The organism is Limnohabitans sp. DCL3, from assembly GCF_048019295.1.
GTDB lineage: Bacteria > Pseudomonadota > Gammaproteobacteria > Burkholderiales > Burkholderiaceae_C > Limnohabitans_A.
This window is the reverse complement of record NZ_CP171842.1, coordinates 3004030-3018089: the sequence shown is the minus strand read 5'-3', so window position 1 is coordinate 3018089 and position 14060 is coordinate 3004030. Positions and strand designations below refer to the sequence as shown.

The following is a 14060-nucleotide window of genomic DNA, read 5'->3' as shown; positions in this document are numbered from 1 at the left end:
GATCAGTGCGGCCAACTTTGCGCCAGCGACTTCAAGCCCCGAATCAGCATTTCGACCGAGATGGAGACCAAAATCAGACCCATCAAGCGCTCAAAAGCCGAGACCACGCGCAAACCCACCACGCGCTGCAAACGCTCGGCCAGCAGCAGCACCCCAGCGCACACCAGCATGGTCACCGTCAATGCGGCCACCCACTCCATGCGCCTCTCAGGGGCTTGACTGACCAACAGCAACACGGTGGCCATGGCCGAAGGGCCTGCCAAAGCGGGAATGGCCAGGGGCACGATCAAGGGCTCGGCCAAGGGTACGGGTGTGTCCTGGGGTGGCGGCGGAAAAATCATGCGCAGCGCAATCAAGAACAGCACCACCGCGCCACCAATTTGCAAAGACACGTCCGACAGGCTCATGGCCTTCAGGAACGACTGCCCCACAAACATAAACGCCAGCAGCAGGCCAAAGGCGATCAAGACCTCGCGCACGATCACACGCGCCCTGCGCTCTGGCGGCACGGCCCGCAGGGTGTTCACAAAAATGGGGATGTTGCCCAGCGGGTCGGTGATCAGCAGCAGCAAGATGGTGGCCGAAGCAAAGGTGTGCTCCATGCCCATCAGCTCGCGTACACCGTGCCCAGGTCGGCAAAGCCTTTGACTTCGATCGGGTTGCCAAACGGGTCCATGAAAAACATGGTCCATTGCTCGCCCGGTTGACCTGCAAAGCGCAAATGGGGGTCAACGACAAACGGCATGTGGGCTGCTTGCAAACGGTCCGCCAGCGCTTGCCAATCGTTCTTTTTCAAGACCAAGCCGAAGTGCGGCATGGGCACCAGGTGCTCACCGACATGCCCCGTCAGGGTGGTCTTGAATGGCTCGCCCAGGTGCAGTGAAATCTGGTGAGAGAAAAAATCAAAGTCCACCCACGTGTCGGTGGATCGCCCCTCTTGGCAGCCGAGAGTCCCACCATAAAAACGACGGGCTTCGTCCAAGTCAGTGACATGAAAAGCGAAATGGAAAAGGCTGTGCATGCCCGAAAGCATATCAGCCCAAAGGCCCTTGGGCAGCGGGAAGAACCCGAGGTTTGAGCGTGCCTCAGCGGTGGTGCTCAGACAGGCTTTGGCAGTTGATGCAACGTTTGGCAGTGGGGTAAGCACTCAGTCGTGCAGGTGGAATGCGCACACCGCAGTCGCTGCACTGTCCATAGGTGCCTGCATCCAGGCGTTCCAGTGCGGCTTCGATGTCTCCCAATTGCGCCGTTTCGTGTTCGTTCATGGCGAATTCGTCGTTGCGCTCGGAAATGGCCTGGGCCCGGTCGTCAAAGCTGCGCACATCGTGTTCGGCGGCCATGTCGGCGCGCGAGACCCAACCACCGCGCTCTTGGGCGATGCGCTGCAGCAGTTGCGAGCGCTCTTGCAAAAGCCGCTCGCGGTGGGCGGTCAGGGAGGGGGTGTGGGATGAAGTCATGGCTTCATCCTAGGCGCCTGGGGGGGCGCGGTATTGATGTGGGTCAACCCCCGCTGCCGCCTGACATGCGCCACGGGCTGGGGTGGACGCACATCAGGTGCTCAAACGCACAGATTCAGCTTTTGGCTTTCATGCGCGACATCATCAAATCCATATTGGCTTTGCGGTCGGCGTTGACTTTTTGCATGTGGGGACGCTCGCCCATCATTTTGAGGTAGTCGCGCACGGGCAGCTCCGCGAGGAAGTCTTTGCCGTAAATCAGTTTGGTGGCGCCTGAAACCAGTGGCAAATGCGTGACGGCGGCGCAATCGGCCAGCGTCAGGCTGTCGCCCGCCACAAAGGGGGCGAACTTGGCGAGTTTGGCAAACGCGGCGACGTTCTTTTCGAGTTGCGCACCCACTTTTTCTTTGACCGAATCGCTCACCTTGCCGCCAAAAAAGGCTTCGGGGTAGAGGTTGCGTGCAACCAGCTCCAAGTGCAGGTCCAGAAACAGAGCCAGCTCGCGCACCTTGGCGGCGGCAAAGGGATCGGCAGGGATCAGGGGGTTTTGCGGGTACTTTTGCTCGATGTACTCGAGCATCACAGCCGACTCGCACATTGCGCCATCGGGTGTCTTCAGGTAAGGCACTTTGCCCAAGGGGCTGGCCGCAGCGTCGGTGGCACCGACCCAGGCCAGTTCTTCTTCAAATGGCACGCCCTTTTCGAGCATGGCGAATTTGACTTTGTTGTGGTAATTGCTGGCTGCGAAGCCGCAGAGTGTGAGCATGGGGGTCTCCGAGTAGTTCGCAGGCCAGTTTAATGAAAGTGCATAAAAGGATCGGTCGCGCAGATGACCGAATTCATTGGAGCTTGCGGTACAGCGTTTGGCGGCTGATTCCCAGTTGCCTGGCCGCTGCTGAGACATTGCCCCTTGCATTTTCAAGGGCGTGCTCGATCGCTTTGAGCGACAGTGCATGCAGGTTTTGGGCAGGTGCCTGCGGTGTCAGGATTTGGGCGCAGCGCTGTAAATCCTCGGCCAAATCTGCGGGCAAATGGACCCAGTTGATTTGTGTTTCATGCGGGTCCAACAAAGCGACAGCGGTACGCAAAACATGGCTAAGTTGCCGCAAATTGCCAGGCCAGTCGAATGCTGCCATGGCCGTGCTCACTTCAGGATGCAGGCTCAAATCAGCATCAGGGGCGAATTTATGCAGGATCGTTTGCGTCAGCGTTTGCAGGTCGGTGCGTTCACGCAGGGCGGGCAAGTGCAAACTCAGACCGTTGATGCGGTAATACAAGTCACTGCGGAAGCGTCCTTGCTCGATGGCTTGACGCAAATTTTGGTGGGTCGCACCCATCAGCGCAAAGTCCACGGCAATGGCGGCACTGCTGCCCAAAGGCGTCACCGTGCGTTCTTGCAGCACCCGCAGCAAGCGCGTTTGCAAGCTCAGGGGCATGTCCCCAATTTCATCCAGAAACAGGGTGCCGCCGTGGGCTTCGCGCAGTTTGCCGGGCATACCGTTTTTGGCTGCGCCTGTGAATGCACCTCCCACATAGCCGAAAAGTTCGGCTTCGATCAGGTGCTCAGGCACGGCTGCGCAATTGACGGCGATGAAAGGCTTGTCTTTGCGGGCAGAGCATTGGTGAACAGCTTGGGCAAAAAGTTCTTTGCCCACGCCTGACTCGCCGGTGATGAGCAAAGGGATGTTTTTGTCCATGACCCTGCGGGCTTTGTCGGCCGCCTGTTGCCACAGAGGGTCGCCGCTGTCGAGTTGGCTCAGTGCATCGCGAGTCGGGGCAAGGGTGATGGTGACACTTTGTTGGGCCTGGCTTTGACTGTGCAGTTGCGCATACAAAATAGCGCCTTGCACGGTGTGCAGTTGGCTGGGTCGGCCTTTGTTGCGCTGTTGTGCGCTCAGCAATCGCTCGAAGGCTTCGTCAAACAACTGTGGCCAGCTGACGGTGTGCATGTCGGCATGGCGTAGGCCCAGTAAATCGAGCGCTTTGCGGTTGGCACCCACCAGCCAACCGTCTTCAGAGAAAGCCAGCACGCCTTGTGCAACGGTGCCAATGCCTTCCGCCTTGGCATGGAGTTGAACCAGTATTTGCTGACGACAAGAAGACAGGACCAAGCTGTTTTCGATCATGCGTGCAGCGGTCGAGACCAAACCCAAGGTGTGAGGATGTCGACTGCGATGATCGCCGGAAATATCCAGAATTCCCATGAGCTTGCCTTGAGCCGACAGGATGGGTGCGGCCGCACACGTCAGAAAGCCATTGCGGTCGAGATAGTGTTCAGCGCCGTTGATTTCCACCTCGTTGGCTTCTGCCAAGGCTGTCCCGATCGCGTTGGTGCCGCGTTGATTTTCTGCCCAAGATGCGCCGCAACGCAGGGCCACACGATCGGCTTTGTTCAAGAAATCCAGGTCACCCAGTGTGTGCATCAACACCCCTTGGGCATCGGCCAGGATCACCATGCTGTGGCTCTGTCGCACTTGTTCGAACAAGTATTCCATGACCGGCTCTGAATGGCTGATCAGGTCGTGGTTGAGTGTCCGTGCGCGTTGCAAGCTGCTGCCCGCCAGGTTGTCCAAGCAGTTCAGACGCCCGATGGGTGAAAGGCCTGCCGCCAAGCTGCGATGCCATGATCGGCTCACCAAGGCGTCGATTTGCGCTGTCGGGGTAATGCCACGCTCGACCAGTTGAAGCCTGGCCTGCCTGAGCTGGGGGGTGGGCAATATGGCGTGGGTGCGCATGGCTTGTCTCCGTAGGCGTGTGGCCTCATTTTTATGTCCTCAGTCTAGGGGGCTGTACCCGTAACGCAAGGACTCGCAGCAAAGACCGTGATCAAGTGTCTCAATTTGTGACAGGTGTCGCTGACAGCAGGCGGACAGTGGACATTGTGTAGCGCACTTTGTCTGTGCAATGGGGCGCTGTTTGACCTGTGTCAGCTCCATTTCAGTCGGGGCCTCGGTGAATACCCTGATGTTTGACGTGTTGGCATTGCACTTGCAAAGAAGCAGGCGTGTGCAACACCCTGAGTGCTGCACCAAGTCTGAATCAAACATTTGAAACTGGAGACCCACATGATCTACGCAGCACCCGGCGCCGCAGGCGCCAAAGTTCAATACAAAGCCCGTTACGACAACTTCATCGGCGGCAAATTCGTGGCCCCAGTCAAAGGCCAATACTTCGATGTGATCACGCCCATCAGCGGCAAGGTCTACACACAGGCTGCGCGCTCAGACGCCGCCGACATCGAGCTGGCACTGGACGCCGCCCACAAAGCCGCTGACGCTTGGGGCAAAACCGATGCAGCCACCCGCGCCAACATCCTGCTGAAAATTGCCGACCGCATTGAAGCCAATCTGGAAATGTTGGCTTACGCCGAAACCGTGGACAACGGCAAAGCGATTCGCGAAACGCTCAATGCCGACATCCCACTGACGGTGGACCACTTCCGTTACTTCGCCGGTTGCCTGCGTGCGCAAGAAGGCGCGCTGTCCAACATCGACGAGAACACTGTCGCCTATCACTTCCAGGAACCCCTGGGCGTGGTCGGTCAGATCATTCCATGGAACTTCCCCATCTTGATGGCGGCCTGGAAACTGGCCCCCGCCATTGGTGCGGGCAACTGTGTGGTGCTCAAGCCCGCCGAGTCCACCCCCATCTCCATCATGATCATGGCTGAGCTGATCGCCGACTTGTTGCCTCCTGGCGTGCTCAACATCGTCAACGGCTACGGCCGTGAAGCCGGCATGCCATTGGCCACCAGCAAACGCATCGCCAAGATCGCCTTCACTGGCTCGACCTCGACGGGCCGCGTGATCGCCCAAGCCGCTGCCAACAACCTGATTCCCGCCACGCTGGAACTCGGCGGCAAGTCGCCCAACATTTTCTTTGCCGACATCATGCACAAAGACGATGGTTTCCTCGACAAAGCCATCGAAGGTTTGGTGCTGTTTGCGTTCAACCAAGGCGAGGTGTGCACCTGCCCATCGCGTGCCTTGATCCAAGAAAGCATTTACGACAAGTTCATGGAGCGTGTCTTGAAGCGCGTGGCCGCCATCCAGCACCAAAACCCGTTGGACACCGACAGCATGATGGGCGCACAAGCGTCCAAAGAACAGCTGACCAAGATCTTGTCTTACTTGGACTTGGGCAAGCAAGAAGGCGCAGAAGTCTTGGCCGGTGGCGCGCAGGCCCATTTGGGTGGCGACTTGGAGGGTGGCTATTACGTGCAGCCCACCTTGTTCAAGGGCCACAACAAAATGCGCATTTTCCAAGAAGAGATCTTTGGCCCCGTTTTGGCCGTGACCACCTTCAAAGACGAAGCCGAAGCCCTGGAAATCGCCAACGACACCTTGTACGGTTTGGGCGCTGGCGTGTGGAGCCGCAACGGCAACGTCGCCTACCGCATGGGCCGCGCCATCAAGGCCGGCCGGGTGTGGACCAACTGCTACCACGCTTACCCCGCACACGCGGCATTTGGTGGCTACAAAGAGTCCGGCATCGGCCGCGAAACCCACAAGGTCATGCTCGACCACTACCAGCAAACCAAGAACCTCTTGGTCAGCTACAGCGAGAGCAAACTGGGCTTCTTCTGATCGATGGATTCGGTCATCCTCACAGGGGCGGCGTGATCCGCCCCTTTTTGTCTTGGCATGTCAGGAGATGAACATGGTTGAACGTGTGGTGGTCACGCCCGAAGCGCTGGCCTTGATCGATGAACTCAAAGCGCAATACGGCGAGCTGATGTTTCACCAAAGTGGTGGTTGCTGCGACAACAGCGCCGCCAATTGTTATTTGCCCACCGATCTGACAATTGGCCCTTATGACGTGCAACTGGGCCATGTGGGTGGCGTGCCGTTTTACATCAGCAAATCCCAGTACGAGTATTGGAAACACACCCAGCTGATCATCGATGTGATCGAAGGCTCGGGCGGCACGTTTTCACTCGAAGGCAACACCGGCAAAGCCTTTCACACCCGCTCGCGCCTGTTCACCGACGAAGAGTGGGCGGCCATCGAGCCGCAGGTGTTGCGTGATTTGGCCTGAGATGGCGCTTGCTCTTCAGTCCCGCAGACCCATCACCAAAGCGGCCCATTCGAAGCGGGCCATCGCGGCATCGCCTTGGCGCAGACCGTGCCCCGCATCGGCAAAGCCCACCAAGTGCAGGTCGGCCCCCAGCTGAAGGCGCACTTCGCCAGCCCGTCCAGCCGCAGGCAGACGTGATGCCGTGCCGTGCAGCCAATTGGTGTCCTGGTTCAAGGTGTCCTGCACCATGGCGCTGATCTTCACGGCGGTGGCCTTGCACAAGGCCAGCACATTCAGGCCTTTGGTCAGGCCCAACAACTGGGAACTTTCGCGCGTGATGCGCGCCGTGACCATTTGCCCATCGGGCAGACGCAGTTGCACATTCATGGCCCCCGCTTGCGCTTGAACGCGGTGCACGGTGCAAGGCAAGGTGTTGCGCATGCTGGTGCGCAAGGCCAAGGCCCCGGCACCGAACGCTGGAACGGCATCGAGTTGGGCCACGGCCGCATTGCGTGCCGTGTGCAGGCGCTCGGCTGCGGCCAGCAACTTGTGCCCTGTTGCGGTCAGCCGCGCACCGCCACCGCCGCTGCCGCCCACCACTTTTTCCAACAGCGGGCTGCCGGCCAGGTTACTCAGCGTGTCCACGGCTTGCCAGGCCGCTTTGTAGCTCACACCCGCATCGCGTGCAGCCTGCGAAATCGAGCCGACTTCACCAATGCGGCGCAAGATGTCCAAACGCTTGTCACTGGCCGTGTGGCCCAGGGCTTGGTGCAAGGGGTCGGTTGGCACGCGCATGGTCAAAGAGGGTGTGTAGAATCGCTATTCATTTTAAGAATAGCGAATGGTCATGAATCGGTTTTGTTTCCTTGTCGTGCTGCTTGGGGGCCTGATGGGCGCTGTCCAGGCCGACGAGGTGCAGGTGGCTGTGGCGGCCAACTTTACCGCACCCATGCAGAAAATTGCGGTGGCTTTTGAAAAGGACACTGGCCACAAAGCCGTGCTGTCCTTTGGGGCCACGGGCAAGTTTTACGCCCAGATCCGCAATGGCGCACCCTTTGGTGTGTTGTTGGCGGCCGATGACGAGACGCCCGCCCGCTTGCTCAAAGAGGGCATGGGCGTGGCCGGAAGCGCTTTCACCTACGCCGTAGGTCAGTTGGTTCTGTGGAGCAGCCAAACGGGTGTGGTGGATGGCAAAGCGGCGGTCTTGAACGAGTTGGCTTCGGGCCAGCGCAGCGGCAAAATGGCCCTGGCCGATCCCAAGCTGGCCCCTTATGGTGCCGCCGCCATGCAGGTCATGAACAAGCTGGGCCTCACGAGCCGGCTGCGCCCCCATTGGGTGACCGGCGAAAACATGGGCCAAACCTTTCAGTTTGTGAAAACCGGCAACGCCACTCTGGGTTTTGTGGCCCTGTCGCAGGTTTTGGTGGACGGCAAAATCAGCACGGGATCGGCTTGGGTCGTGCCCGCCCATTTGCATGACCCGATTCGCCAAGATGCCGTGCTCCTCAAAACCGCCCAAACCAACCCGGCGGCCCAAGCGCTCTGGCAGTATTTGCGCACCGACGCGGCCCGTGCTGTGATCCGCGCGCACGGCTACCAGTTCTGAAGGGCGCAGACGCATGCTGGACCTCATTTTTTCTGCTGACTTTGTGGCCTCGACTTGGCCTGCTCTGGCGCTGACTTTGCGTCTGGCAGGGGTGAGCACGGTGCTGTTGTTGCTGGTGGGTGCGCCGCTGGCCTGGTGGTTGGCCCGCACCGACTCGCGCTGGCGCGAACCCGTGGGGGCGATGGTCACACTGCCGCTGGTCTTGCCGCCCTCGGTCCTGGGCTTTTACATGCTGGTCCTCATGGGGCCCCATGGGCCCTTGGGTCAATTCACCCAGTGGATGGGCTGGGGCACTTTGTCTTTCACCTTCACAGGGTTGGTGATCGGCTCCATCGTTTATTCCTTGCCTTTTGCCGTGCAGCCCTTGCAAGTGGCATTTGCCGACATGGGGCCGCGCCCGATGGAGGCGGCCATGTCGCTGGGCGCCAAACCCCTCGATGCTTTCCTCACCGTGGCTTTGCCGCAAGCGCGGCATGCTGTGTTGACGGCTGCCGTGCTCAGTTTTGCCCACACGCTGGGTGAGTTTGGCGTGGTGCTGATGATTGGCGGCAACATCCCGGGGCAAACGCGGGTGCTGTCCACCTTGATCTATGGCCATGTGGAGGCCATGGAATACGCGCAAGCCCATGTGCTGGCCGGCGGTATGGCCGTGTTTGCCTTTGCCGTGTTGCTGGGCCTGGCGGGTTTGCGCCGAAGCGCCGAGCGTCGGCGCATCTGAGAGACCTGATGCCACACACGATTGACAGCACCGACCTGACCGAGACCCTGAGGGTGGATTTGCATTTGCCGCGCGCGGGGTTCACGCTGCAGGTCTCTTTGAACTTGCCTTTGCAAGGGGTCAGTGTGCTGTGGGGCGCGTCCGGTTCGGGCAAGACCACTTTGCTGCGCAGCCTGGCCGGTCTGGAGCGGGCGCAAGGCCGGGTGCAAATGGGCGCGCAGCTGTGGCAAGACGACGCCCAGGGCTTGTTTACGCCCGTTTGGCAGCGTCGCCTGGCTTATGTGTTTCAAGAGGCCAGTCTGTTTGACCATCTGAATGTGCAGGGCAATTTGGACTATGGCCTGCGCCGCTTGCCCAAGGCGCAGCACAGTGCAGCCCGGCAAGCTCAAAACGATGCGGTGGAGGTCTTGGGAATCGGCCATTTGCTGTCGCGCAGTCCGCTTCATTTGTCGGGTGGCGAACGCCAGCGTGTGGCTTTGGCGCGGGCACTCTCGGTGCAGCCGCGCTTGCTGCTGCTCGATGAGCCGCTGGCATCGCTGGACCTGCAGCGCAAACAGGAGGTGTTGCCTTGGCTGGAGAAGCTGCGCACGCACCTGAAAGTGCCCATGCTCTATGTCACGCATTCGGCCGACGAAGTGGCCCGATTGGCCGACACCTTGGTGGTGCTGGCGCAAGGCCAGATCCGAGCTGCAGGCCCGGTTCAACAAGTGCTGGCCTCGGTTCAAACGCCCATACAACTGGGCGACGATGTGGGCTCATTGGTCCATGCCCAAGTGGCCGGTCACGATGCGCCATGGGGCTTGAGCCGCTTGAGTCTGTCTGGCGGTGATCTGTGGGTGGCCGGCACCGACCAGCCACTGGGGAGCAACGTGCGGCTGCGTATCTTGGCGCGCGATGTGAGCATCACCTTGCAGCGCGCCAGTGATACCAGCATCCAGAACCACCTGCCCTGTGTCGTGGTACGTTTGGCGCCGGAGCCAGGCACTCAGCAGGTCCTGGTGCAGTTGGATACGCAGGGCACCACGGTGCTGGCCCGGGTGACGGCCCGTGCGGTGCACCGCCTTTCACTGCAACCCGGCCAGCAGGTCTGGGCACAAATCAAGGCGGTCAGCCTGATGCGTTGACCAGGTGCCGAGGCCATGGCGCTTGGTTTTTGTAAGGCTGGCATCAAGCGCATCGACAAAAATAGAGGGTTGGTCTTGGAGGCTGCATGTTGGAGCGTTTGGTTTACCGTTCAAAAGCCACCCACAAATTGGGCAGCTTGCATTTGTTCAATTTGCTGGTGCAATGTCGCAAGCGCAACCTGAGCTTGGGCATCACGGGGCATTTGCTCTACACCGAGGAAATCTTTGTGCAGTGCATCGAAGGCCCCTCTGGCTCGATCGATGCTTTGTGGAAAAGCCTCCAGCGCGATGAACGGCACCACAACCTAGAACTTTTGGCGCGAGGCCCGATCACCGAGCGGCATTTTGCTGATTGGGCCATGGCCTTTTCTTCGTATGCGCACTTCGACAAGTACGACATTCCCGGTTTTTTCCCGGTGGATGCCCAAGGGATGTCCCGTGCGGCTGATCGTTGTGCCCAGTGGGGAACCCCACAATCAGCAGACGAAAAAGCCCAAACAACCATCTGAAGAGACGGGTGCATGGACCGGGTGTGCCCAAAGCCCTCAGCCTTCGATGCCATAATTCCCAACATGTTGAATCTGCAATCCCTGCGCAACGCCCCCCGCCTCACCCGCCTCGTGCTGGTGTGGTTTGCGTTGTTTGTGGGGGTGGCCGTGGCTTCTCCGCTGGTCAACTCAGAGGCCGTGCAACTGGTCTGCACCACCGCAGGCAGCGTCAAGCTGCTCCAACTCGATGCCGATGGCGATGAGGCGCAAAGCAGCCACCATGGCCTGCATTGCCCCTTGTGTTTGCCGGTGGCCGCGCCCCCGGTGCTGTCGGTTTCAGCGCCAGTCCATGTCGGGCTGTCTCATGCGCTGCGTCCTCTAGAGCAGGCCCGGCTGGCCTCGCTCATCGGCCTGCCCTGGCAGGCCCGCGCTCCCCCTTCTTTTTCTTGATCACGGCAGCTGTTTGACGGCCCAGTGCGGGGTGCCCGCATGAGCCGATCTTCCTGCCCGTGGTCCAGTGCGCTGGCTTTCAAGCGCCGCCAAACCCTTTCCCCTCGTGTCTTTTTATTAACTGGAGTTCGCCATGAAACGCGTTGTTGCCTCTTTTGCCGTCCTGATGTCGGCCCTGTTCAGCCAGGCCCAAGCCCAAGTCACCGTCAAAGACGCCTGGGTGCGTGCCACCGTGGCGCAGCAAAAAGCCACAGGTGCATTCATGCAATTGCAGTCGGCGCAAGACGCCAAATTGGTCTCGGCCCAGTCGCCTGTGGCGGGTGTGGTGGAGGTGCACGAGATGGCCATGGACGGCGGCGTCATGAAAATGCGCGCGGTGCCCAGCTTGGCCTTGCCTGCGGGCAAAGCGGTCGACCTCAAGCCCGGCGGTTACCACGTCATGCTGATGGACCTCAAAGGCCAAGTCAAAGACGGTGACACCGTGTCCGTGACCCTGGTGGTCGAAGGCAAGGATGGCAAGCGTCAAAACATCGAAATCAAGGCCGCCGCCCGCATGGCTGCCGCCCCCGCCATGAAGCAGGGCGACGGCCACATGCACAAGCATTGAACTGACGGATTGACCACAGCCTGATTTCTCCATGACCTGGACTTCTGCCCAACTGCGCAGGCTCAGCCTGTGGCTGCTGTGCGCGATGCTGCTGGCGGCTTTGGCCCCCACGGTCTCGCGTGCGCGGGCCTGGAGTCAAGGCAGCGCCGTGCCCTGGATGACGGTGTGCACCACCGAGGGCACACCACAGAAGGCGCTCAACCAACCGGGCAATGCACAGGGCGATGACGGTTCTGTGCCGGGCGCGACCATGCTCGACCATTGCGCTTTGTGCGTGTTGGCCAGCGACCGCATGGCGCCGCCGCCCACCCTCTTGGCGTGGCAGGCTTTGCCACAAGCGCCGCCCTTGTTGGCGCAGTTTGATCAAGACATTCCTCAAGCCGTCCCCCGCTGGACGGTCCACTCCCGCGCCCCGCCTGCCCACGCCTGAAGTCAGCCGTGGCAGGCCGGGCCCATGCCCGCCTGCTGTTCGCCAGGAGCCTGTTTTCATGCAGGTGCACTGGCCCATTCAGTCAGGAGCAGCGTGTGCAATTTTTAAACCAAATTCCGGTGGGTGGATCCATCGACGTGGGCCGTGGTCAAAACTTGTTGGCCGCAGGCGGTGTAGGCCCTGTGTGGCGCGTGGCCCAAGGTGTTTTCAAGCTGGAGCGTCAGGGCCAAGATGGCCAAATTTTGGTGCAACTGGCCCAGGCCGGAGACCTGATCGGCGTGGAGTCGCTGTGCGCCGAGCCTTATGCCTTCACCGCAGTGGCCTTGGTGGCCGCGCAAGCCCAGCCGCTGGCGTCTAGCCTCTCCCTGGACCGTTACACCATCTTGACCCAGGGCTTCTTGCAGCAGCAGCGGCAGACCTGCGACATGCACCGTTTGCGCACCGGCCCCATCGTCCAGCGCTTGGCTTATTTGTTGACCGTGTTGGGCAAGCAGGCCGATGGCCGCGTGCTGCCCGTGCAGCGCCAAGAACTGCCCACGCTCAAAGAAATGGCCCGCGTGGTCGACTCCACGTTTGAAACGGTGTGTCGCGAACTCAACACCTTGCTGCCCGAACGCAAGCAGCCTCGACTGCGTGTGCCCAGCGTGTGGGCCGTGGCTGAGCCCTTTGCCATGGCGGCCTGAAAGGTCTGGTATGCAACAGGTGATTTTCAAGTTCTGGCAAAGCGCTCAAAAAACCGGCTTTGGCCTGGGCTTTGTGACGGGTGGCTTGTTCATGGGGCTGGTGGCCCTGGCGCTGTTGGGCATGGGCTCTGTCCACGCGCACGACTTTCGCCAAGGCGATGTGATCATGGACCACCCCTACGCCACGCCCAGCCTGGCAGGCACGACCACAGGCGCTGTGTACTTCAAGTCGATACGCAACAAAGGCAAAACGCCTGACCGCCTGCTGTCGGCCCGCACCGCTGTGGCCGCGCGGGTCGAAATCCACCACATGCAGATGGACGGCAATGTCATGCGCATGCGCCAAGTGCCCGCCTTGGAGCTGCCCGCGCAAACCGAAGTGTCCTTGCGGCACGGCGGCGCAGGCACGCACCACCTGATGCTGCTGGACATGGCCAAGCCCCTCCAAGACGGTGACCGCTTCGATCTGGAGTTGGTCTTTGAAAAAGCAGGCACCCGGCGTGTGAACGTCTGGGTGCAAACACCGCGTGCAGGTTCACCTGCGCATCAGCATTGATTTTTGAAATGGAGAATACGATGAAAAATCTTTTCACCCTGACGGCATTGGCCTTGACCGTGAGCGCCTGCAGCACCTTGCCCAGCCCACCCACTTCTCAAGCTGTTGAGCTGAAGTTTGCCGCCCAAATCAACGGCCAGCCCTTTGCCTGTGGCCAGCGTTACGAAGGCGTGGGCAGCACCCGCTCGACCATCACGCCCAGCGACTTTCGCATGTATGTGAGCGAGGTCAAGTTGGTGCGCCAAGACGGCAGCACCGTGCCTGTGCAACTTGCACAAGACGGCGTGTGGCAACAGCAATCGGTGGCGCTGCTGGACTTTGAAAACGGCGCAGGTCCTTGCCGCAATGGCACAGAAGCCACCAACACCAGCGTGCGCGGCCAAGCGCCTGCGGGCGAGTACACCGGGGTGGAACTCACCGTGGGCGTGCCCTTTGCACAAAACCACCAAGACCCCACGGTCGCCCCCGCGCCGCTCAACTCCACAGCCATGTTCTGGAACTGGCAAGGCGGCTACAAGTTCATCAAGTTCGACACCGCCAGCAGCGGCATCAGCACAGACAAACCCGCACCAGCCAACGCCATGGGCCCGGTCACCCGCTACTCGGTGCACCTGGGCAGCACGGCATGCGCGGGCGAGAGCAAAACCCAAGCCCCCAGCGCTTGCCAAAACCCCAACCGCATGACGGTGCGTTTCGAGGGCTTTGACCTGCGCAAAAACACCGTGGTGGCCGACATGGGCGCGGTGCTGGCACAGGCCAATGTGGACGTGAACGCCAAAGGCACATCGCCCGGCTGCATGAGCTTCCCCAAAGACGGCGACTGCCCACCTGTCATGCAGGCGCTGGGCCTGGCCTATGACGGCATGGCCGCTGCAGGCCCTCAACGCCTTTTGTCCAAGCGCTGATCTGCACCCCAAAGCTCGGC

At 60.5% G+C, this 14060-nt stretch carries 18 protein-coding genes; 12 read left to right on the top strand and 6 right to left on the bottom strand.

Going from position 1 to position 14060, the window contains the following annotated elements:
* Positions 1–2: 2 nt before the first annotated feature.
* From ACHEXK_RS13715 to ACHEXK_RS13695, 5 genes are all read right to left on the bottom strand, one after another.
* A complete protein-coding gene (locus tag ACHEXK_RS13715; RefSeq protein ID WP_416546856.1) occupies positions 3–602 on the bottom strand; it encodes a MarC family protein in 600 nt (199 codons plus the stop codon).
* 5 nt (positions 603–607) lie between these two features.
* Positions 608–1021 carry a VOC family protein gene (locus ACHEXK_RS13710; protein ID WP_416546855.1) on the bottom strand — a complete coding sequence of 138 codons (414 nt, stop codon included), beginning with the start codon at positions 1019–1021 and terminating at the stop codon, positions 608–610.
* 64 nt (positions 1022–1085) lie between these two features.
* Positions 1086–1457, bottom strand: a complete 372-nt coding sequence (locus ACHEXK_RS13705; RefSeq protein WP_416546854.1) for a TraR/DksA family transcriptional regulator — start codon at positions 1455–1457, stop codon at positions 1086–1088.
* A gap of 115 nt (positions 1458–1572) precedes the next feature.
* Positions 1573–2223 carry a glutathione S-transferase gene (locus ACHEXK_RS13700; RefSeq protein WP_416546853.1) on the bottom strand — a complete coding sequence of 217 codons (651 nt, stop codon included), beginning with the start codon at positions 2221–2223 and terminating at the stop codon, positions 1573–1575.
* A gap of 73 nt (positions 2224–2296) precedes the next feature.
* On the bottom strand, positions 2297–4192 hold the full coding sequence (locus ACHEXK_RS13695; protein WP_416546852.1) for a sigma-54-dependent Fis family transcriptional regulator: 1896 nt from the start codon (positions 4190–4192) through the stop codon (positions 2297–2299).
* A gap of 330 nt (positions 4193–4522) precedes the next feature.
* Between ACHEXK_RS13695 and adh the strand changes: the two genes are divergently transcribed.
* Positions 4523–6043: an aldehyde dehydrogenase gene (gene adh / locus ACHEXK_RS13690; protein ID WP_416546851.1), complete on the top strand. Its 1521-nt coding sequence runs from the start codon at positions 4523–4525 to the stop codon at positions 6041–6043.
* Positions 6044–6116: 73 nt separating this feature from the next.
* Positions 6117–6494: a DUF779 domain-containing protein gene (locus ACHEXK_RS13685; protein WP_416546850.1), complete on the top strand. Its 378-nt coding sequence runs from the start codon at positions 6117–6119 to the stop codon at positions 6492–6494.
* Positions 6495–6509: 15 nt separating this feature from the next.
* On the opposite strand, the gene ACHEXK_RS13680 is transcribed toward ACHEXK_RS13685, so the two are convergent.
* Positions 6510–7268 (bottom strand): molybdenum-dependent transcriptional regulator, encoded by a 759-nt coding sequence (locus ACHEXK_RS13680; protein WP_416546849.1) that lies wholly within the window; start codon positions 7266–7268, stop codon positions 6510–6512.
* Positions 7269–7362: 94 nt separating this feature from the next.
* Between ACHEXK_RS13680 and modA the strand changes: the two genes are divergently transcribed.
* From modA to ACHEXK_RS13630, 10 genes are all read left to right on the top strand, one after another.
* Complete coding sequence (gene modA / locus ACHEXK_RS13675) at positions 7363–8079, top strand: molybdate ABC transporter substrate-binding protein (RefSeq protein WP_416546848.1); 717 nt, start codon at positions 7363–7365, stop codon at positions 8077–8079.
* A 13-nt stretch (positions 8080–8092) separates the two neighbouring features.
* Complete coding sequence (gene modB / locus ACHEXK_RS13670; RefSeq protein WP_416546847.1) at positions 8093–8797, top strand: molybdate ABC transporter permease subunit; 705 nt, start codon at positions 8093–8095, stop codon at positions 8795–8797.
* A gap of 8 nt (positions 8798–8805) precedes the next feature.
* On the top strand, positions 8806–9921 hold the full coding sequence (modC, locus tag ACHEXK_RS13665) for a molybdenum ABC transporter ATP-binding protein (protein WP_416546846.1): 1116 nt from the start codon (positions 8806–8808) through the stop codon (positions 9919–9921).
* Positions 9922–10007: 86 nt separating this feature from the next.
* Entirely contained in the window at positions 10008–10430 is a 423-nt protein-coding gene (locus ACHEXK_RS13660) for a BLUF domain-containing protein (protein ID WP_416546845.1), read from the top strand.
* Between the two features lie 63 nt (positions 10431–10493).
* A complete protein-coding gene (locus ACHEXK_RS13655) occupies positions 10494–10859 on the top strand; it encodes a DUF2946 family protein (RefSeq protein ID WP_416546844.1) in 366 nt (121 codons plus the stop codon).
* A 133-nt stretch (positions 10860–10992) separates the two neighbouring features.
* Positions 10993–11466: a copper chaperone PCu(A)C gene (locus tag ACHEXK_RS13650; protein WP_416546843.1), complete on the top strand. Its 474-nt coding sequence runs from the start codon at positions 10993–10995 to the stop codon at positions 11464–11466.
* Between the two features lie 31 nt (positions 11467–11497).
* The gene (locus tag ACHEXK_RS13645) at positions 11498–11896 is read left to right on the top strand and encodes a DUF2946 family protein (RefSeq protein ID WP_416546842.1); all 399 of its coding nucleotides are present in this window, start codon (positions 11498–11500) and stop codon (positions 11894–11896) included.
* 95 nt (positions 11897–11991) lie between these two features.
* Positions 11992–12579, top strand: coding sequence for a hypothetical protein (locus ACHEXK_RS13640; RefSeq protein ID WP_416546841.1), 588 nt, complete (start codon positions 11992–11994; stop codon positions 12577–12579).
* A 10-nt stretch (positions 12580–12589) separates the two neighbouring features.
* Entirely contained in the window at positions 12590–13135 is a 546-nt protein-coding gene (locus tag ACHEXK_RS13635; RefSeq protein WP_416546840.1) for a copper chaperone PCu(A)C, read from the top strand.
* A gap of 20 nt (positions 13136–13155) precedes the next feature.
* Positions 13156–14040, top strand: a complete 885-nt coding sequence (locus ACHEXK_RS13630) for an MbnP family copper-binding protein (RefSeq protein ID WP_416546839.1) — start codon at positions 13156–13158, stop codon at positions 14038–14040.
* Positions 14041–14060: the final 20 nt, after the last annotated feature.